Here is an 18,307-nt window from a genome sequence, read left to right on the forward strand (position 1 = left end):
TCATCCCTTCCCGTCCTTCGATTCAATTTCCCGTGATTCACACCAATCTTTGAACGCTGCCGTTTCGACCCAGACAGGAATTTCCGAAGGCCATGGCGCCCAAATGAGATCGGGCCGATTGCGCGAGGCAACCGGCCCAGGGAAGCGAAGGCGTTCAAACATCAAAGGTCGCCGCGTCCCTCGCGGCGGCCGCAGGCGTCAGATGGCTGTTCTCGCCTCCTCCGCACCCTGACCGTTGTCCGACCGTTGCGGGGGATCGTCGTTATTCGGCTCGACGTCCTTCTTGGCCTTCTTGAATTCGTCGGGGATCCCGTCCAGGTCCTTGGCCTTGTAGTAGGTCCGGCCGCCGCTGGTCGCCGCCGAGTCGTTGTAGCGGGCCATCTGCTGATCATCGAAATAGTAGACCTGGTCTTCCGCGCCTTTCTCTCCCTTGACGCGCACCCCCACCATCACTTGGTGGCCGGTGTCCCGGTCAGTCACATACATGGGCGATCCCCAGCGCGGATAAGACCCACCGTGCTGGTCGCTGTCGAGGTCCTCATCAAATCGGACCGCAGTGGGGCCGTCGTCGGGCGTGAGCCCCTGCGACGGGTCGAAGGACGGGGCGCGGATGGGTGTGGCCTGCATCACCACGGCCTCCGGACCGCGATTGCGAGACTGATACTGGTCCTGATTGAACCAATTGAACGATTTCCCGCCGTCGGTGGAATCTGCTACGGCGCAGTAGCGGCCAGCGTCCGCGTCCCAGCGCCAGATGTAGGTCTTGTTATCCCCGTTGGTGGCCGGCGACTGCATGTTCATATGGCCGTCGATGAATTCGCTCTTGGGCGGAATCTCATCGCCGGACGGCGCGGGCGGACGCGTTGGCGGCGCGAGCTTGCCCTCATCAGCCTTGGCGTTGACCGCATCCATCGTGGCCTGGCTTTGGAAGTAGTAGCGTTCCCCGTCGGTCCGGTAGCCGACGATGACCTCCTTGCCTGAATCGGGATCGCGGCGATAGATCAGCGAGGCGTCTCCCGTCGGTGGCTGGAAGAACTCGGGATTCTGTGATGTCTGGCTCGGAATTCGCCCTCCACCGCTCCTTTCGAGCTGGCCGGCGTTGACCTCACGGAACGTCGCGCTGTCGTAGTCGACCATTTGTCCTTCGGCATTTTTCTCGCCAATCACGACGTATCCGAGGTCGGCATTCCAGCGCAGCTTGACCGTCTTCTCGCCAAGCGGCATCTCCAGGTCCTTGTGCTGGGGATCCTCCGCGGCGGGCTTGACCAGATTCGCTTCGGTGCGGCTGCTCACCACCGTAGCGTTGGAAGGTGCGGGACTCTTTCCGTCTGCGTCCTCCACGTCGCGGTCCGAGGCCGATGGGTATGTCGGCATCTCGCTCGAAAAACCCCCTCCGGCTCCGGGCAGCTCGGACGAGCCGCCACCGTTGGCCGCGGGGTTTGGCGGCCCGGATGGGGCGGGACTGGAGGACGGGGCGCGGTCCGGCAAGCTCGGGAAGTCCGAATACGTGTTGGATGGAAATGCAACGCTCATGAGGGCTCCTGTAAGGCATGCGGATCGGAACACCATCGGCCATGCCTCCGCCGTTGGTGCTGGGTCGCGGGTTGAAAAGGGAAACGGCTCAACCGTATCGACGCCTGGGGGCCGTGGGCCGCTTATCGCCGCCGGCCGAGCAGGTCGAACATGTGATTGGCCAGCGACAGCAACTCCGCGAACATCCAGGGACCGGTCAGGAGAAGGACCACCACCAGCGCCACGATCTTCAAGGTGAACGACAGCGCCTGGTCCTGAATCTGGAACAGGCCTTGCACCAGTGACACTGCAATGCCTACCACCGTCGTGACCACCAGTGCCGGGGCGGACAACAGCACCACCATCACCAGCGCTTCATGAAACAGCGAGACGGTGTCCATCGTCGCTCCTTCACTTGACCTGCAGGGTCACGGGGTTGCGCCGCAAGGCGTCCCGGACCTCCGGCTGTTCCCACATGTCCATGGGCAGGGCTTTCAGAAGAAAATTCACGACGGCTCCACGGTCATTCGGTGAGTAGGATCGATCGGGAAACGCCGCCGCATGCAGGGTCTGCAAACGACGCTCGCTTACCTGCCCTGCTGTGCACTCAATGACTTCGGACATGAACTGCCCCCAACGCTCCTGTCCAACGTCCGGGACGCCTTTGTCCATGAATTGGTCTGCACTGGCCACCAGCCGTTCAAGCACGGCGGTTCGCTCCAGATCGATGGTCTGGGTCTGCCAACGGGTTCTGTCGCGCAGCACGAGAGGCGATGCCAGGTCTGCGCGCAGGGCATTGCGCATGGCCACCAATCCGGCGCGCAGTCGGGCGGGCCCGAAGGCCTGGTGAAGGTTGCGATAGAGCGACTGCATGCCGTTGCTCTGCGGCACCCAGTCGCGATAGATGGCGCGCGCTTCGTCCCAGCCGTGCAGTGAACGTGTGATGGATAGCAATGGCGCCGAGGTGTGGAAATCCAACGCGATATCGGCGGCATGAGAGTCCCAGATGGCCGCTTGCGCCGCCGCGATGCGCTCGTGCACTTCAGGTTCCGACCCGCCGGTCGCTTCCAGCAGATGCTCGGCTTCCAGCAGGGACAGATATTGCTTGAACGGCTGACTCTGCTGGAGAACCACGAAATGCTTCAGGTCCCGCCCTTCGCGCGCGACGTTCAGGACTTCCGGCGCGCGCGGTTCCGCGTAATCGCGCCACTCGGCCTCCGGAATGGCCGCATGCAGCTTGCGCATTCGTGAGAAGCGATAGAGCTCCCGCATCTGCCGCGCATCTTTGATGAGCGAGTGGGCTCCGGGTGCCGATGGCAAGTGCAACCCGAGCGCGGCCAGGCGCTCGCTCATCCCGCCCATGCCATCCCGCGGCATGGACATCGGCCCGCCGTCCCCGCTGGCGGAGGCCTTCACCGGCGCGGTGACCTGTGGCAGAGCCGGCGGTGATGAGATCGGCACGGGGGCCGGCTGGACCGGCAGCGGACGGTCGAATGATTTGACGGAAGTAGACAAAAGGGGCATGACTGCGTCGCCTGGAGGTCAGCGAATGGCGTCGATGCTCGACTTCATCAGGTCGTGCCGGGTTTTGATGTCGAGTGAAGCGCCCCATTGCGACAGTAGCATGTCCGCGGTCAATGGCAACATGGCCGCCAGATCATTCAGGCTCCCGACGGGCCGCCGCGCATGGTCCTCGTACCTGTCGTAGGCGGCGGCAAAGTTGCTCTCGAGCTGCTGTTGAAGGTCATTCATTGGGGGCTCCCGAAGGGCCTCGAAGACGAGGCGCCTGTACACATCGCGTTGACCGTCCAGCGGTCATCGCCTCTTTCAAGTAGGTGTCAGCCACGCGGAGGAAGTTCACGCAAATTCCAATCAAGCCGAGCCGCCGCGCAGGGACGAACTCCGGATCAGGAAACGCTGCGCTCCCTGGCTCAGCACCATCCCCTGCGGTGTGATCTCTTCGAGCCGCACGCCATCTACAAGATCGTCCCCCTCGCGCAGGCGTTTGCCGGCCACCACCAGCAGCCGTTGGCGGGCCACCGGCCCATACAGATGGAGCTGAACCCGCACCCCTTCGATCGCGCCGCGCAGCGAAGGCGGCAGTTCATCGATTGTCAGAAAGGTGGGAGCGGCCCGAGCAGCCGGCGCTGCAAGCATCGCCGTGGCGACGGACGGCGTCGGCGCATGCCCCGGCACGGTCACCGGGACGGTGGCGGGCCTGGCCAGTGCGAGGGCCGTTCCCCCGCCGGGTGCTGGGGGCACTTGCCCCGGCACGGCGCCTGGGGGCAGCACGGGACCCGGTAGCGGGAGCGGCGTCGACAGCGAACCTGGTGGCGCGATGAAGACGCCCCTCGGGGGCGACGAGACCAGCGGCAGGCGCCCCCTGGGAACCGCCATGGCGGCGGGTGTCGATCCGGCCGCCGTCGCCACCATTGCGCCATTCGTCGAGCCGGTGGCCCCCGCGCCCGAGGCTACGGTCGCGGCAGCCAGGGGCGGCACGCCCGACACGGCGACAGTTCGCGTCAAGGGCGACCTTGGAAGCGACTGGAGCATCGGGATGTCGGCTTCTTCCGGCAATGACAGGGGCAACGGCACCGCATTCGACGCCGAGCTCGACGCCGCGTTGGCAACGGGTGAGCCTCGCGCCCCCCACATCGAGCCAGCCAGTGCTGCGACGATGGCCGCCGTGACGGCACAGCCCGTCAGGCCACGCCGGGTGCCGAGCCATTCAGGCAGAGTCGGGCCAAGACCGGCATGCAGCGTGGTAGACCAGGGGGTGCTTCGCGCCGCCCGCGTTCTCAAGGCCTGCAGGATGATGGACATGCTCAGACTCCAGGACATTGCCGCAGCTCAAGCCGAGGCGCCAAGGCCTCGGTGCGGCTGGCCAGATGCATAAGCGTGCGCAGGTCACCGACGCCTGTGGTGGGCAGCCCCTCGAGCGCCTGGAACTCGCGCAGCGTCTGCTTGAGGCGCCCCTCCAAGCGGGCCGGAAGCCGGCTGGGGTCCACGCCTTGAGACTGGCCCAGACGGTCGCGCAACCAGCTCACGGCGACGCCGTCAGCACCTGCGTTGACGGCGCCTTGAAGCCCGAGCGGTGGGCGCCAGATCAGCGTGTAGTGCCGGGTCCATTGCGACTCGAGCACGGGGATGGTGACAGTACGCAAGGCTCCGCCTACCTGCAGCACGGCCAGGTGCTTGCGCAGCTGCACCAGGGCCACGTGCGTCTGACGGCCCTTGGCGTCGACCAACTGCAGGACCGCCGGCATGTCGAGTCGCCGCAGCGCCTCGATCTCATCGCGGCCCTGCACGCACATCAGGCCCGAGCGCGCCGCTTGGGTACACGGTTCCACGCCGGTGGGCGGTGCGGGCACGTCCCAGCGTCGCAGCAAGGCCTGGTAGGCCAGGACCGTGCTGCCGCGGCCTGCCATGCCGTCGGGCCAGTCGGAGGGATCTCTCGCGTCGAGACCTGCAGTGCTGGGCTCCAGCACGCCGGGCGCCGACGCGGCGGTGGCGGATGCGACGGGCGTCGCGGCCACTGCCGCCGGGCGTGCGGCGACCCCTAGCGCCGCACCCGCCGCGAACAGCGTGCAGGCCCCCGCCACCCAGGCCATGCGGCGATCCCAGCGCACCGGGACCGGTAGGCGGCCTCTGGCCTCGCTGCAGGCCTCCCTGAGCACGCGCCCTGTCACCGCGCGCCGTCCCTGCGCGAAAGTGGCCAGCAAGGCCCGATCGCAGATCAGGTTGATGACGCGTGGAATGCCGCCGCTCATTCGATGCAGCCGGCCGATCAACCGACGAGGGATGAGCGACTCCTGTCCGCCCGACCGCTCCAGCCGGTGGGCCACATAGGCCGCAACATCCTCCGGTCCCAGCGGGCCAAGGTGGTAGCGCATGCTGATGGCGCGATTGAACGATACATTCTCCGGGCGTGCCAGCACCTCGTTGAGTTCGGGCTGCCCCACCAGCACCAGGCGCAGGCCGTCCTGCCCCTCATGACCGCGGCGTGACAGGCGCAGTAGCATGCCGAGCGCATCGTTGCCCAACCCCTGCGCCTCGTCAACGATCAGCACGGTGGCCCGGTCCTCGCGGCATCGCGCGGCGGCATGGGCGAGGATGCGAGCCTCCCGGTCATCGCCGTCCAGCATCACCCGCGTCTCCATGCCCAGTTGAAGGCAGATGCCCGACAGGAGGTCGTCGGCGGTCCCTCCGGGATTGAAGAGCATCACACCCTGCACGTGCCCAGGCAGCTCGACCAGAAGACGCCGGCACACCGTGGTCTTGCCCGCGCCGACTTCGCCCGTCAGCAGCACCACGGACGCGTCTCCCGTCACCGCATGGTTCACATGCAGCCAGGCATCGCGATGCTGGTTGCTCATGTAGAAGACGCTCGGGTCGGGCGCGATCGAGAAGGGCATCGACCGGAGTCGGAAGTGTTCCTTGTACATATCGGTCCATCCGCAATCGCCGCGGCATCGCGGCACTCCGAGATTAAGTGGATCGACAAAGACGAACGTTCCCAATGGTCACTCGCCGCTCCCCTCGAGTTCAGGCTCTGCAGCGAGGCACGCTTGTGACCACAAAAGACTTGAAATTCCGGCACCCTTCCAGAAGCGCTGTCTGCCAAACTCCGATTGAAGTGACATCACATTCAGATCGAACGGCGACGGAAGTCTGTACGAATCGAGGCAGCCTTTTGCACACCGTCGGCAGACTTGGGTCGCGGCTCCTCGATCTCTTTTTGCGGAACAGGCGGGACAAGTTGGCCGAGCTGTGCACCGTCGATCGCGGCCTCGGGGTCAAAGCCGCTCTTGATCGCATGCTCAAGAAACGCCCTGGCGAAAGCCCAGTCTCCGAGTTTTTTGCAAGCCTTGATCATTGTCCGATAGGTGTGCTTGTTCGGAACAACCTTCGGTTCTAACTCCTGGCCGCGCCCCTTCAAGTGGTTCCACCAAAAAAACACGCCCTCCGGCTTTTCGCTCCTTGCATGTGCCGCGAGCAGGGCGTTGTAGATCTTTATATTGGGTACGACCGGGGGGTCGAAGTGTGGGCCATTTTGCAATAGGTGCTCGAAGCAATAATTGGCACCGACAGGATCTCCTGCCTCGGCGTGAGCCAACATTACGGCGAGGTATGTGGCGTCGTTAGGCACGGCCCGGGGTTCGAAGCTCGCGTCTTGGGAGCACAGGAGCTTGAAGCATTCAGAGGCGCCAATATTGTCGCCTACCTTCGCTTGCGCAAGGAGAACGGCGTTCCAGATCAGGATATCGGGAACGATCGGGCGGGTGAGGGTCGGGCCGTAAGCCAACAGATGTTTGAGGCAGTTAAAGGCGCCACTCGCATCGTGCGCCTGCGTGTGCGCAAAGATCAAATATCTGCAAGTCAAGATGTTGGGTTGGACTGGCGGGATCATCGTCGGCCCGTGGGTCATCAGATGCACAAACAACTTCGCAGTGCCCTTCGCATTGCCCGCCTTTTGGTACGCCAACATCACGGCGTTGTAGGTGACCACATTGGGCACGGCAGGGGGGCACAGCACCGGGCCGTGTATCAGCAGGTGCTCGAACCACTCCAAAGCGCCTTCCGGGTCACGCGCCTTCGCGTAAGTCGAGATGACCGCAGTGTAGACGTAGCAATTGGGGGCCACCCTTGCCCCACCGAAGACGGCGCGACTCAATTCATTCAGACAGGCCACGGCTAGTTTCGGTTGATCAATGCACTCCTTGCTGATGACCGTCGCGGTCATCCTCAGCAACATATCTGCGTTGATTCGGCCGGCCCTGAATTCATCCACAATGCCGCTGTTAAGCGCATACCCCGTATCCGAAGCTTCATGCCCGCCGCCAATACGTGACCGATCAACAGCGGGCGCCCCAAATCGCCGCACCGCTGGGAGCACGTGGGGCGACGGTCCGATTCCAGGACGACGGGCCTCAATGATCCCCCTCGCTGCGACGCCGGCGGTGATTACATGGCCGGGCCGTAGCCCGCTTACAAAGGGTGTGTTGATCATTTCTACTTTCTCAATCAACGGTCCGCGGTCAATGGCCCTTGGGTGAATGCATTGATGAGCTGGTTCCCGGATAGTCAGGGGCGGGAACTTTCCAAAGACCGCCACCACCTACCTGTACAGCCAATGTCTTACTTGAGTCGTTTGCAGTTGGTTGAAATGATCGTATGGACGCAACGGTGACCATCGCCCGAGCGTCCTGAAGCTGGAAACTCAAAGGCGCCGGACGGGGGTTCGATTCCCCCCAGCTCCACCAGAGTGCGTGTCACCCGGCATGCAGTCTCGTGGGGCTGACTGGTTTCGACGGCGCATGGCGGTGACGGGCGACGATCCGAGAGGCGACTGCCGTAAGCAGAGCAACCACGTAAATGCTAACGAAAGCCTTTACCTGAAGCAGGCCTGATCGCCCGCTTCGGAGTGACCCGCCAGGGTCCCCGGCCCCTGCATGCGTGCAGGCTCGGCAACAGAAAGGTCGGGACCTTCTTCCAGGCTGAGGCCTGTTGGCGACAGCCGACACCCCTCACCCCGCCGTGAACTGGATGCCCAAGGTCTTGATGCGGTAGTAGAGGGTATTGGCCGGCACCCGCAGCTCGGCACTGGCCTTGGCGACGGAGCCCCCGTGCAGGCGCAAGGTCTGGACGATGAGGTCCTTTTCGAAGTCGCGCATGCGGTCGCGCAGCGATCCCGGTGCTTCGGCTGCGTCGCCACGGTCGCCATCCCCATCGCCCTCCCCGCCCGTGAACGGCGCGCCGCCCAAGTCGGCAAAACCCGAGGGACCGGCCCCACCGCCGTCGAGGTCGGAGGGCGCGCTCCGGCTGGGCGCTGCCGCAGCCAGGCCGCCATCGTCCAGCGGCGGCAGGCCCAGCACATGACGCTCCGCCGCATTGCGTAGCTCCCGCACGTTGCCTGGCCAGGTATGCGTCAGCAGCAGCCTGCGCCCTTCGGCGCCGAGTGGGGGGTTGGGTAGCTGGTGGCGTTCCGCCGCCTCGGCCGCGAAAGCGGCAAACAAGGGCACCACGCGTTCGGGCGAATCGCGCAATGCGGGCAGGCACAGACGCACGACGTTCAGCCGGAAGTAGAGGTCCTGCCGGAATCTCCCCGCCTTGACCAGCGCCGGAAGTGGCACCTTGGTCGACGCCAGCACACGAAAATCCGCACGAATGAAACGGCTGCCGCCCAGCCGCTCCGACCCGCGCTCCTGCAAGGCACGCAGCAGCTTGACCTGCGCGGCCAGCGGCATGCTGTCAATCTCGTCCAGATAAAGCGTGCCCTTGTCCGCCAGCTCGAATTTCCCTTCCCGGGACCGCGCCGCGCCGGTGAACGCACCGGCCTCATGGCCGAACAGCTCGCTCTCCGCCAGATGCTCCGGAATGGCGGCGCAGTTAATGGCGATGAACTTCCCATGGCGGCCGGACCATTCGTGGATTTCGCGGGCGAGTGCGTCCTTGCCAGCCCCGGTCTCTCCCTGTAGCAGCATGTCCACAGCCAGCGGCGCCAGACGCCGCGCGGCCTGCCAGGCAGCCGGTTCATGCAGGACTTCGACGACACTAGCGCCTGCTTGCGCAGCCGCGATCAGGCGATCCATGAATGCCCTCCCTTTGCCACCGAAGTCGGGGACTCGCGAGGAACCATGGCCCGCTTGGGTCCACTTACCGCCAATGGCCCACGGCGACATGGCGGTCTCCCCCAAAAGTCCCGCGCAAGCCCTTGCCGATATTCACTACCGTTGCGAAAGGCCGTCATGGACGCCAGCTCCGAATTCGTCCCGATCGACCAAGGCCTTGCGGAAGGCGACGCCGCCGCGATCAATGCCGCCTCCGCCGTCCCGGCCCGGCGGGAGGCTTCAGCGCCCGACCTGCTGCAGCTGCTGGCGGCGGTCAGCAACGGCAACCACGCGGTGACGGACATCCACATCGAGCAGGACGAGTTGCCGATGATCAAGTCCCCCCGCGGCTGGCGGCCGCTGGAGTGGGGGCCCATTCGAGAGGAACAGTTGTATCCGCTGCTCGGCGCCATCGATGAGGACTGGCGGAGCCGTCTGCGCGTGGGCGCGATCGATCGGCTGCTGGCGCTGCCCACCAGTCGCATGCGCTGCAACGTGTACTGCATCAAGGGCGGGCAGCGCATCGTGCTGTCACTCCGTTGCCTGCCACTGCGGCCGCTTCCGCTGGACCAGACGGGACTGCCGACCTACGTGCGCTCGGCGCTGCTGGAATCCAGCAAAGGCTTGATCCTGCTCACCGGACCGACGGGCTCCGGCAAGACCACCACGGCTGCCTCGATGATTGACCACATCAACGCCACACGAAGCGCGCACGTGGTGACGATCGAGGAACCCATCGAATACCAGTTCAGCCGTGCCCGCGCCCTGATCTCGCAGCGCGAGGTCCCAACCGACACGCCGAGCTTCGGCACGGGGCTGCGGGAAGCGCTGCGCCAGAAACCCGATGTGATCATGGTCGGCGAGGTGCGAGACCATGAGGCCGCCGATACCGTGCTGCATGCGGGCGAATCCGGCCACCTGGTGCTGGCGACCATGCACACCAGCAGCGCCATGGGCGCGATTTCCAAGCTGCTGTCGTTCTTCCCGCCGGAGCAGCGAGACCGACGCGCCGCCGCCCTGGGCGCGTCGCTGCTGGGGGTGGTCTGCCAGAGCCTGGTACCCGGAGAAAGCGGCGAGAACTACGTGCTTGCCAGCGAGATGATCTTCAACAATCACCAGCAGGCCACGCCCTTCATCGAGGACGCCTCGCGCTTCCACCTGCTGGGTGACTTCATGCGGCGCAAGGAGGACAACATGTCCCGGTCGCTCAACGACAGCCTCGCGCAACTGGTCGCCGCCCGCAAGGTGTCGTCCAAGGATGCGCTGCGGGCCGCCTACCTGCGGAGCGAACTGCACGAGATGCTGAGCCACATCCGCTGAAGTCACAATCGCCTCCGAGGCCGGCGCGTGACAGCGCACGCCGGCCAGGCGCCTTATCGTTCGGTCCATTGCCCGCGCAGCTCCGGCGGAAGGTTGGCGTACACGCGCCGGGCATATTCCAGACCGCGCACCGGATTGGGTGTGTTGTAGGCGGCGATCGCCGCCCAGGTCATGCCGCGGGTACGGATGTTGTCTGCCAGGATCCACGCCCCCACCTCGATGCTGACACAAGGCTCGTACAGGTCCTTCTCCTGAATCCCGAATCGAGCCAGTTTCGGCAACCAGCTGCTGTTGATCTGCATCAGGCCGATGTCGTAGCTGCCATCGCCGTTGGCGCGGTTGATGGCTTTGGGCTGCAGTCCGGATTCGGTCTTCGCAATCGCGTAGAGCAGCTGAGGGCTCACGTTGTACTTCTGCGCCGCCTGCTCCCAGCACGCCAGTGCCGGCCCGGCCAGACTCAGCGTCAGCGCCAGCCCGGACAATAGCTTCGCGGACAGGGCCGCACAGGAAGTGTTGAGGCGGCGCGGTGGCCGAGCGCTTGCGTTGCGAGTCATCTCCAGGGTCCCGATGTGGTCAATAGGTCAAGTCGATGGACCAGTCCATCTGCAGCGGTGTGAGCTCCACCACGTCGCCAGCGGCATTGCGGTAATTGGCCCGGTTGTAGAAGTTGCCGGCGTAGCTGGACCGGTAGGTGGTCCAGAAGACCTGCATGCGAAGCAGGTAGCCGTCACGGTTGCGCGGCACGGCCTTGGAGACCGTCACCGCCAGTGTCGAGATGTCGTTCACCAGCCGAGGCGACATCGCCCGGTTGGCCGCCAGCACACGGCCCGTGTCCCGGTCCACCACCTGGACCAGCAATGTCATCTGCGCGGTGCCGGCTGCACCGCTCACGTTGCCGTTGCTCATGGCGGCGTTGACGTTCGTGATGATGAGGCCGTCCTTGGTCGGCGTCAGTTGCCGTTCCACGGCAGCGGTGACGGTGTCGTTGGGCGCGTCGTACTGGAACGGCCCATCGTAGAAAGAAGTCCCTGCCGGATAGGCGAGGTAGCCGGAGCGCATCACGACGCTGCTGCCGGTCTCGGTGTAGGCGAGTTCTTGCGTGGCCTGGGAGCGCCAACGCCCCTCTCGGCAGGTCAGGAGCAGCCCTTCCGCCGTGCGCGAAATCAAGCCATCCCGGGCACAGGCCTGGCCCACCACCTCCACGCTGGCCACGCGCAGGTAGTTGCCGCTGGAGACCCCGGGGACGTCGAAATTGCCGTCCTGGTCGACGGCCAGCGCCTGCCACGCACTGCCGGTCCAGGCGAATGCACGCGAGGTGTCGACCGTCAAGCGCACGTCGCCCACGCCATTGCCGGTCGCGGGCAGCGAGGCGGCATCCGGCACCGGGTCTTTCCAGGACGCGGATCCCTGGCGCCGCCAGACGCCCGCCTGGCAACTCAGCACCACGCCGCGAGCATCGACCGCCACGCGCCCCGTGGATGCGGTGTCCGCAGCGTTGCACAGCGGGTCGGCGGCGTCGTTCTCCACGGCGACGCCACGGCCCCGGAAGGCAATCGGCTGCGACATCGCATTGAGTTCGGGGTGTCCCGGCACCTCGTTGCGATAGAGGTAGTCGACGGCGCTGGTGTCCGGCCCGTCGAAGAACAGCGCCGAGGCCAGGCGATTGGCCGGCGTCAGTGTCCCGCCGCCAGCGCCGCAGCTCACCGTGAACGGATTGAGGTTGACGCGCCAGGCTCCGAAAGCACCCTGGGCGATGGTGGGCTCATCCTCGGTGATCTGGCCTCCGCCGCGGCCTGCGTGTGCGGCAATGTAGGCAATGTCGCGTTGCGGAATGGACTCTCCGCCCTCCGCCACGATCAAGGCCTGGAGCTTGCCGGGCTGCGCTTGCAGGATGCGCACGCAGGGAATCTGGCCGAACGCGTTCTCGAGCCGGAAGCCTTCGGGCAGCAGATTTAGATCAACCAACGCGCTCAGCGGCACGGCGGCCGGCCCGTCGGCGGTCTGTGACACCAGGTCCGCGTAGTGGGCCCGCACGTAGCGTTCAGCCGCATCCACCGCGGACGCCTGATGCTGGGCCGCATGCTGGCCTCGCGTGTCATTGATGCCCGATTGCACCAGGGCCACAGCGCCGGCCGCCAGGACCGCCAGGATCGCCAGGGCGCCCAGGAGCTCCAGCAAGGTGACGCCCCGTTGGCGCCGCGCCTGTCTCTGGCAACGGCGCCCGCCCGGCGACCCTTCGGCGGCAAAGACTGCGCGCATGCTCACTCCCTCGCGGCCAGCCACACGGCGGCCCCGTCCGGAATGTCCGCTGATACGGCGATGCCGGTGTCGCCAAGGTCCGGCGACATCAGCGTGCCGGTGGCCGCATGCGCCTGCCCGACCAGCATGGACCCACCGGCCAGGCGACGCATCTGCATCAGCAGGTCGGGGGGCGCCACCCCGTCCAGATAGACGATCACCAACCGCCCGTCAATGCGCGCATGGATGCCGGGCGATGGATGCGCCCAATCCGGCAATCCAAGATCGCCCTGGGCCAACGCGCCCTCGAACGATGGATGCGCCCGGCTAAAGGCTACTGCGGCACTCCGGACGGTGGCCATCGACTCCGCAGTCGAACGTGATCGCAGGCCCTCGACCTCCCGCGCGTCGTGCCGGGCATCCAGGGCCATCCAGCCGATCGCGGCGGCAGCGCTCACCAGCATCGCCTGCGCCCACATCAGACCGTCTCCTGCTCGGTGTGCACGGACTTCATCGCGCCGTCCAGGTCACGGTGTTGGCCGTCGCATCGGTGCACTGCTCCGCCGCCTGCGCCGGGCTGACCGGTGGGGTCAGCCCCGCCGATCCGTTCACCGAAACGCCCATCCACTCTCCCGACGTGGCGACCAGCTCCACGCACGTCTGCTGCGGCACGTTGCCATAGCTGATGTCGAAGGTGGTGGATGCACCGGTCACGTTCACCGGTCCATTCCAGGCGTTGGTGACCGCGGTGCCGTTGACCGCGAGCGTGGAAGGAAAGACCTTTGCACGGATCAACACCTCATTGAGGCTGCCCGTGCCATAGGCCCCGGCCTGACTCATGAACAGGCGCTTCACACCGGTGCTGATGGCGGCGATCTCTTCCTGGGAACGATTGGACCGTGCACCGCTGAACGCGTTGGTCAGCAGAGCCACGGCGCCGACGACTATGGTGGCCGCGACGCCAAGGAAGGCAATGGCCTCCAGCAGCGAAGCGCCTCTCTGCTCTGCACGACGCGAGAGCGGTGGCGGTGAAGCGGGACGGACCTTCAGGCGGCACGTCGATGGCGAAACGATGGACAACATCGGGAGCTCCTTCATCACTGGCAGAGGCGGGTTCGGAGGGGGAATCAATGCATCAGGCGGGTCGAGGACACCACCTGCTCCTGGATACTGAACATACCGACGGCGAGCCAGGCGATGACCGTGGTCAACAGCGCAATGGCCAGCCCGTTCGCAAGCTTCATCTGGGCCGAGATGCGCGCCACGCCGTCCTCCATCCATTCGTGCGCCAGCCGTTGCAGCACCTCGGGAAAACCGCGGTACTCCGAATACACGCAGAGGTCGTCCACGATCTCCGCGGACGGGAAGCCATAACCGGCATGCCGCAGCGCCTCGCCACAGTTCAGGCCGGACTTCACGCCGAGCAACGCGCCCTCGAGACGCTCGCGCAACCAGGGCCCGGCCGACTCGCATTGCCGGTAGAGGGCTTTCTCGACGGTAATGCCGGCTGCCAGCAGGGCGGAAAACGCCAACAGGAAACTGCTGCCGCTGATCAGCCGGTAGATCGAGAAGGGTGGCACCCGCTCGACCCAGAGCCGGGAGCTACCGCTCCAGCGCGGCAAGGCGTAGGCGACAAGTCCGAAGGCGGCCAGCAGCGCCAGCACCGCCAGCGGCATCCACTGCTGCACCCACAAGGACATCCAGTGCAGCCCGCGAGCGGCGCCATGCCACTGGGCAGGATCCCCCAGCCGGGCGAACTCCGGCACCACCCGCGTGCCGAAGAGGTAGATGTAGCCCACGATCGAACACAGGATGAGGATCGGATATGCCGCCCCGCCTATCACCGCGCTGCGGATGCGGCGAGAGGTCTGCACCACTTCCGCCGCCGCCGCGAGGCTCGCTTCCAGCCGGCCCGATTGCTCGCCGGCCTGCACCAGCAAGCGTTCTGCGCGAGGCGCCCAGTCGCTCATGCCGTCCGACAGCATGCGGCCACTCTGCACCGCGCGCTTCCACTCGAACAGGACGATGGCAAGGGGTTCGGACGGCCGCCGGCCACGGAGCGACGCGCGCTGGTAGAGGTCATCCAGCACCCTCACGAGCGGCAATCCGTTGGCCAGCATCGTGGCAATCTGGCGATAGACGCGCAGCCGCACCGGCTCGGTGAAGACCAGACGCGCCCAGGCACGGTGGAGATCAAATCGCAAGGTCGACCTCCTGGACGTACATGCTGGGCGCCAGGCGCCCCACGGCCCGCTCCGCCATGGCCGGATCAACAATGCCTTCGCGGACCTTGGCGATGGCGTGCTCGACCATCGTAAGGCCGCCCATCGCGTCTCGCCAATGGCGGATGGCCGCGGACTTGTCGCCAGCGCGCAGCAGTGCGCAGAAACGCTCGTCGGGCGCGATGACCTCAGCGAGTACCGTGCGTCCGATCGTGCCTCGTCCGCCACAGGCCATGCACCCGGTGCCGACGACGCGCACCGCAGTGAGGTCCTGGCCGATGGTGGCGTGCAGTCGTTCCTGCAGTTCGGGGGAGGGGGTCTGGCGCGCCAAGTCGCTGCCCAGCGGCTGGCAGCATGACGGGCACAGACGCTTGACCAGGCGCTGGCTGATAAGCCCCGTGATGATGCTGAGGTCCGCCACCATGCGCAGCGGCAGGCCGATGTCCTCCAGGCGGTCCACAATGCCAACGGCGCTGTTGGCATGGACCGAACTCCAGACCTGGTGGCCGGTCATCGCTGCGCGCAAGGCGCTGCGAGCCGAGGCCATGTCCCGGATCTCGCCGATCATGATGGTGTCGGGATCCAGCCGCATGGCATTGACGATGGCCGCCGAGAACAAGCGTGCACGATCTTCCTCGCTCGCCGCGTTGACCAGCGGGGTCTGGACGGCACCGGCAATCGGATATTCGACCGGGTCCTCCACGGTGATCACATGCAGCCTGCCCTCCTGCTGGGCCAGCTGACCGAGCAGCACCCGCTGCAGCGTCGTCGACTTCCCGGAGCCCGCCGGGCCGCTGATGAGGTTCATGCCGGTCGGCTGCTCGCGCAAGGTCTGCAGCACGCTGGCCTGCGCCGGCGTGAAACCGAGCCGGCACAGATCCAACGTCTCGCCCGCATCGTTGTAGAGCAGCCGAAGCACCATCAGCCAGCCTTCGCTGGTCGGCGTGGTGGCGATGCGAACGCCGATCAACTGCTCCGGAAGCTTGTCCCGGTCGGCGATGGCCGCGTCCTGACGCTCGGTGGGCTTGTAAGCGTTGTCGGAGACGCTGGCCATCGCACCGTACAGCGTGGCGAGCAGCCGTGCCCCGTACTCGCGGGTGTGGCCGCCGATGCGTTCCAGGTCGTTGTGGATGCGGAAATAGACTTCCGTCCCCAGCTGCTTGACCCGGATGTGGATGTCCGAGGCCTGGGCTGAACACGCGGCGGTGAGCAGGTCCTTCGCATCTTGCTGCATGCGCGTGTGCTCAGGATCGAACTGCGCGCGCGAGGCGCCGCGGTAGTGGCGACCGATCACCTCGATGGGCACGGAAACGATGCGGCACGCATGACCGAGATGACGAAGACGCGCCTGGTAGGACAGGACATAGGCATTCATCGCCTGCCCTTGCGCGATCAACAGTTGCCCGTCCGACAACAGGCAGACGAACTTGCGTTCTTCCTCGCCCGCTGCAAGCAGTCCGGAGGCGCTGAGCACTTCCACGGGCATCGGATCCGCCCGCGCCATGTCACGCAACGATGCGGGCGCGTTCATCGCGGGCTTCCCGGGTTCAGGTTGCCATTGGGCTGAGGGCCGGCCATCGAAGGCGCTGGGGGCACCATGGGCGCGAGTGCCGGCAGCCCCGTCATGCCGCTGCTTCCGGGTGCGGGGAACGGACTGCGCGCCATCCCCAGCGAAGTCGCAGCCGGGCGCAGCCCCTCTCCGAGGTCCGCGGCGGCCCGGAGGCGCAGCTGCTTGCGCCCGGCCGTCATGACCGTGACCCCCGTGGCGGCGATGGCGACCACCCGGACGCCGTCCGGCAGAAGGTCGCCCACCACGACGTCGAGCTGGGACCCGTTCTCCATGGCCAGGGTCGCGCTGACGCGCCGCCCCAGCCCCTCGATGCCCAGGACCGTGGGCAGACCGTTCTGCCGGTAAGGGGCCTGCCGATCGATATCGGCCTGCCGCGCCGCAATCTGCGCGCGCGTCTCGGCCACGCGCAGCCGGGCCTTGAGCACCACGTGCTCCGCCTCGATCTGTGCAAGCTCCTCCGCAGTGGTGCCGGCATGCGCCGGAGGCGCCATCATCACCGCAACGCCCACCGCTGCCGCGAGCAGCCAGAAGCCACCCAGACGGGGCGTTCCCTCATTTCGCATATGCCACTCCTTCGACAAACCAATCTCCGTCGCGATACAACAACTTCTCGAGCCGCACACCCGGCTGGCTGAGCGCCGAGGCAATCTCCGCCAGTGGCAAGCCCCCGGCGCGCAGACTGAAGGGGAAGACCCGCCACGACGGCGGCTCCGGCGTGAATTGCTTGAGACCAGGCAGCGCCGGCGCCGCGGGCCCGGGCGCGGACGGCGCCTTGACCTCCAGGCGCAGCCCCAGGCGCTGGAAGCGGCCCACCAATGGCGGCAGCAGACGCCGGCTGTCCATCAGCTCCTCATTCAGGCCCGCCGACGCGGCAATGGCCTGCGTCCGGCTTGCGGTCTCTCCGTTGAGGTCCACGATGGCGTCCGGCCGTTGCTCGAGCAGGTAGGACACCATCGACTGGCCCCGGGACCATTGATGCGTGGCCTGGTTCGGAAAGCATCGATACTCGTCCAGCTTCCAACCGCCCGGGGCCACGACCTCCAGCAGCTGCGCGCATGCGCGCGCCATCTCCCTGGGCATCGGCTTGTCCGGCCAGGGAGGACGCGGCTGCTTCTGGTCGCGCGAGCGGCGCTCGTCGGCAGCCAGGCGTGCCTGATCCAGTGACAGCCTGGCCTGCGTGGCCTGTCGCTGCTGCCACCACACCGTCCCTCCCACAGCCACGCCAACAAGCGCCAGGCAGGCGACGGCCAAGGCCCGTTGGCTCTTGCGCTGCACAGGACGCAGTTCCGCCGATATGCCCGACCACCAGCGCGGTGCGGCATGGCGGGGCAACACGTCGGCCAGCGTCACCGCCTCGAAGTTGTGGAAGCCCTGCTCAGCCAGGCTGGCATCGCCGATGACCGCATTCCAGCCCCCCAGGGCGTAGTCCGCGTGCAACCGGTCGAGCACCTCGTCTCGCGTGCCGGCGAAGTCCCCCGATGGCAGGAAGCTCTCCTCCCGCACCGCAAGGTAGGCCCAGCGCTGCTCATCCAGCCGGAGCGCCGCTAGCCAGCTGGAGGCCGGCTGCCGGGTGCCGTCCACCGCCACGCCACGCGTCGCAATGACTCCAGCCACCAGGGCACCGAGCGACAGCAGGCCGGGCTGGCCGCCTTCGCGGGAACTCGCGAATCCTGCCTGCGCCAGGCCCAGGTCCTTGCGCAGGACCATCAAGTTCATATTCAGCTTGCGCGCGAGTTCGGCCGCCTCTGCGCGCAGTTCGCGCGGATGAGACAGCGACTGCCACAGCAGTCCGCTGGCATACCGGCGCTTGCGGATCTCGGTGATGACAAGCATCT

The 18,307-nt window shown here is 66.3% G+C and carries 17 protein-coding genes and 1 other RNA gene; 2 read left to right on the forward strand and 16 right to left on the reverse strand.

Going from position 1 to position 18,307, the window contains the following annotated elements; all coding sequences use genetic code 11:
• Positions 1–198 precede the first annotated feature (198 nt).
• The 7 genes from BMY53_RS06225 to BMY53_RS06255 all read right to left on the reverse strand — a co-directional run bounded on the left by BMY53_RS06225 (position 199) and on the right by BMY53_RS06255 (position 7,522).
• Positions 199–1,293, reverse strand: a complete 1,095-nt coding sequence (locus BMY53_RS06225; protein WP_143073948.1) for a hypothetical protein — start codon at positions 1,291–1,293, stop codon at positions 199–201.
• 362 nt (positions 1,294–1,655) lie between these two features.
• On the reverse strand, positions 1,656–1,913 hold the full coding sequence (sctS, locus tag BMY53_RS06230; RefSeq protein WP_092944720.1) for a type III secretion system export apparatus subunit SctS: 258 nt from the start codon (positions 1,911–1,913) through the stop codon (positions 1,656–1,658).
• Positions 1,914–1,923: 10 nt separating this feature from the next.
• Complete coding sequence (locus BMY53_RS06235; RefSeq protein WP_143073949.1) at positions 1,924–2,865, reverse strand: hypothetical protein; 942 nt, start codon at positions 2,863–2,865, stop codon at positions 1,924–1,926.
• A gap of 189 nt (positions 2,866–3,054) precedes the next feature.
• Positions 3,055–3,264 carry a hypothetical protein gene (locus tag BMY53_RS06240; protein ID WP_143073950.1) on the reverse strand — a complete coding sequence of 70 codons (210 nt, stop codon included), beginning with the start codon at positions 3,262–3,264 and terminating at the stop codon, positions 3,055–3,057.
• Positions 3,265–3,384: 120 nt separating this feature from the next.
• Complete coding sequence (locus tag BMY53_RS06245) at positions 3,385–4,335, reverse strand: general secretion pathway protein GspB (RefSeq protein WP_177200757.1); 951 nt, start codon at positions 4,333–4,335, stop codon at positions 3,385–3,387.
• A 2-nt stretch (positions 4,336–4,337) separates the two neighbouring features.
• Positions 4,338–5,957, reverse strand: coding sequence for an ExeA family protein (locus BMY53_RS06250; protein WP_092944728.1), 1,620 nt, complete (start codon positions 5,955–5,957; stop codon positions 4,338–4,340).
• Between the two features lie 203 nt (positions 5,958–6,160).
• A complete protein-coding gene (locus BMY53_RS06255; RefSeq protein ID WP_092944730.1) occupies positions 6,161–7,522 on the reverse strand; it encodes a pentatricopeptide repeat-containing protein in 1,362 nt (453 codons plus the stop codon).
• A gap of 151 nt (positions 7,523–7,673) precedes the next feature.
• On the opposite strand from BMY53_RS06255, the gene ssrA reads away from it, so the two are divergent.
• Positions 7,674–7,947, forward strand: a transfer-messenger RNA (tmRNA) gene (gene ssrA / locus BMY53_RS06260).
• A 92-nt stretch (positions 7,948–8,039) separates the two neighbouring features.
• Here the strand turns inward: ssrA and BMY53_RS06265 are convergent.
• Complete coding sequence (locus BMY53_RS06265) at positions 8,040–9,104, reverse strand: sigma 54-interacting transcriptional regulator (RefSeq protein ID WP_092944732.1); 1,065 nt, start codon at positions 9,102–9,104, stop codon at positions 8,040–8,042.
• A gap of 156 nt (positions 9,105–9,260) precedes the next feature.
• On the opposite strand from BMY53_RS06265, the gene BMY53_RS06270 reads away from it, so the two are divergent.
• The gene (locus BMY53_RS06270; RefSeq protein ID WP_092944733.1) at positions 9,261–10,442 is read left to right on the forward strand and encodes a type IV pilus twitching motility protein PilT; all 1,182 of its coding nucleotides are present in this window, start codon (positions 9,261–9,263) and stop codon (positions 10,440–10,442) included.
• Positions 10,443–10,495: 53 nt separating this feature from the next.
• On the opposite strand, the gene BMY53_RS06275 is transcribed toward BMY53_RS06270, so the two are convergent.
• The 8 genes from BMY53_RS06275 to pilO2 are packed head-to-tail and all read right to left on the reverse strand — an operon-like array spanning position 10,496 to position 18,305.
• Complete coding sequence (locus BMY53_RS06275) at positions 10,496–10,996, reverse strand: lytic transglycosylase domain-containing protein (protein WP_092944735.1); 501 nt, start codon at positions 10,994–10,996, stop codon at positions 10,496–10,498.
• A 19-nt stretch (positions 10,997–11,015) separates the two neighbouring features.
• Complete coding sequence (gene pilV, locus BMY53_RS06280) at positions 11,016–12,701, reverse strand: shufflon system plasmid conjugative transfer pilus tip adhesin PilV (RefSeq protein WP_092944737.1); 1,686 nt, start codon at positions 12,699–12,701, stop codon at positions 11,016–11,018.
• A 2-nt stretch (positions 12,702–12,703) separates the two neighbouring features.
• Positions 12,704–13,159, reverse strand: a complete 456-nt coding sequence (gene pilM, locus BMY53_RS06285) for a type IV pilus biogenesis protein PilM (RefSeq protein ID WP_092944739.1) — start codon at positions 13,157–13,159, stop codon at positions 12,704–12,706.
• Positions 13,160–13,190: 31 nt separating this feature from the next.
• Positions 13,191–13,760, reverse strand: coding sequence for a type 4 pilus major pilin (locus tag BMY53_RS06290; RefSeq protein ID WP_255370054.1), 570 nt, complete (start codon positions 13,758–13,760; stop codon positions 13,191–13,193).
• 47 nt (positions 13,761–13,807) lie between these two features.
• Entirely contained in the window at positions 13,808–14,884 is a 1,077-nt protein-coding gene (locus BMY53_RS06295) for a type II secretion system F family protein (protein WP_092944741.1), read from the reverse strand.
• A complete protein-coding gene (locus BMY53_RS06300; protein ID WP_092944743.1) occupies positions 14,874–16,433 on the reverse strand; it encodes a GspE/PulE family protein in 1,560 nt (519 codons plus the stop codon). The genes BMY53_RS06295 and BMY53_RS06300 overlap by 11 nt, the downstream gene beginning before the upstream one ends.
• Positions 16,430–17,035 carry a type IV pilus biogenesis protein PilP gene (gene pilP / locus BMY53_RS06305; RefSeq protein WP_092944745.1) on the reverse strand — a complete coding sequence of 202 codons (606 nt, stop codon included), beginning with the start codon at positions 17,033–17,035 and terminating at the stop codon, positions 16,430–16,432. Before pilP ends, BMY53_RS06300 begins: the two co-directional genes overlap by 4 nt.
• Positions 17,025–18,305, reverse strand: coding sequence for a type 4b pilus protein PilO2 (gene pilO2 / locus BMY53_RS06310; RefSeq protein WP_092944747.1), 1,281 nt, complete (start codon positions 18,303–18,305; stop codon positions 17,025–17,027). Before pilO2 ends, pilP begins: the two co-directional genes overlap by 11 nt.
• Positions 18,306–18,307: the final 2 nt, after the last annotated feature.

The sequence above is a fragment of the Roseateles sp. YR242 genome, assembly GCF_900109745.1.
Taxonomy (GTDB): Bacteria; Pseudomonadota; Gammaproteobacteria; order Burkholderiales; family Burkholderiaceae_C; genus Roseateles.

What these genes read in the sequence shown, in the direction of transcription:
- BMY53_RS06250 (WP_092944728.1), bottom strand. Translation starts at nt 5,957, where the DNA reads ATGTACAAGGAACACTTCCGACTCCGGTCGATGCCCTTCTCGATCGCG.
- BMY53_RS06265 (WP_092944732.1), bottom strand. Translation starts at nt 9,104, where the DNA reads ATGGATCGCCTGATCGCGGCTGCGCAAGCAGGCGCTAGTGTCGTCGAA.
- BMY53_RS06235 (WP_143073949.1), bottom strand. Translation starts at nt 2,865, where the DNA reads ATGAGCGAGCGCCTGGCCGCGCTCGGGTTGCACTTGCCATCGGCACCC.
- BMY53_RS06300 (WP_092944743.1), bottom strand. Translation starts at nt 16,433, where the DNA reads ATGAACGCGCCCGCATCGTTGCGTGACATGGCGCGGGCGGATCCGATG.
- pilV (WP_092944737.1), bottom strand. Translation starts at nt 12,701, where the DNA reads ATGCGCGCAGTCTTTGCCGCCGAAGGGTCGCCGGGCGGGCGCCGTTGC.
- sctS (WP_092944720.1), bottom strand. Translation starts at nt 1,913, where the DNA reads ATGGACACCGTCTCGCTGTTTCATGAAGCGCTGGTGATGGTGGTGCTG.
- pilP (WP_092944745.1), bottom strand. Translation starts at nt 17,035, where the DNA reads ATGCGAAATGAGGGAACGCCCCGTCTGGGTGGCTTCTGGCTGCTCGCG.
- BMY53_RS06270 (WP_092944733.1), top strand. Translation starts at nt 9,261, where the DNA reads ATGGACGCCAGCTCCGAATTCGTCCCGATCGACCAAGGCCTTGCGGAA.
- BMY53_RS06240 (WP_143073950.1), bottom strand. Translation starts at nt 3,264, where the DNA reads ATGAATGACCTTCAACAGCAGCTCGAGAGCAACTTTGCCGCCGCCTAC.
- pilM (WP_092944739.1), bottom strand. Translation starts at nt 13,159, where the DNA reads ATGTGGGCGCAGGCGATGCTGGTGAGCGCTGCCGCCGCGATCGGCTGG.
- BMY53_RS06245 (WP_177200757.1), bottom strand. Translation starts at nt 4,335, where the DNA reads ATGTCCATCATCCTGCAGGCCTTGAGAACGCGGGCGGCGCGAAGCACC.
- BMY53_RS06255 (WP_092944730.1), bottom strand. Translation starts at nt 7,522, where the DNA reads ATGATCAACACACCCTTTGTAAGCGGGCTACGGCCCGGCCATGTAATC.
- pilO2 (WP_092944747.1), bottom strand. Translation starts at nt 18,305, where the DNA reads ATGCTTGTCATCACCGAGATCCGCAAGCGCCGGTATGCCAGCGGACTG.
- BMY53_RS06275 (WP_092944735.1), bottom strand. Translation starts at nt 10,996, where the DNA reads ATGACTCGCAACGCAAGCGCTCGGCCACCGCGCCGCCTCAACACTTCC.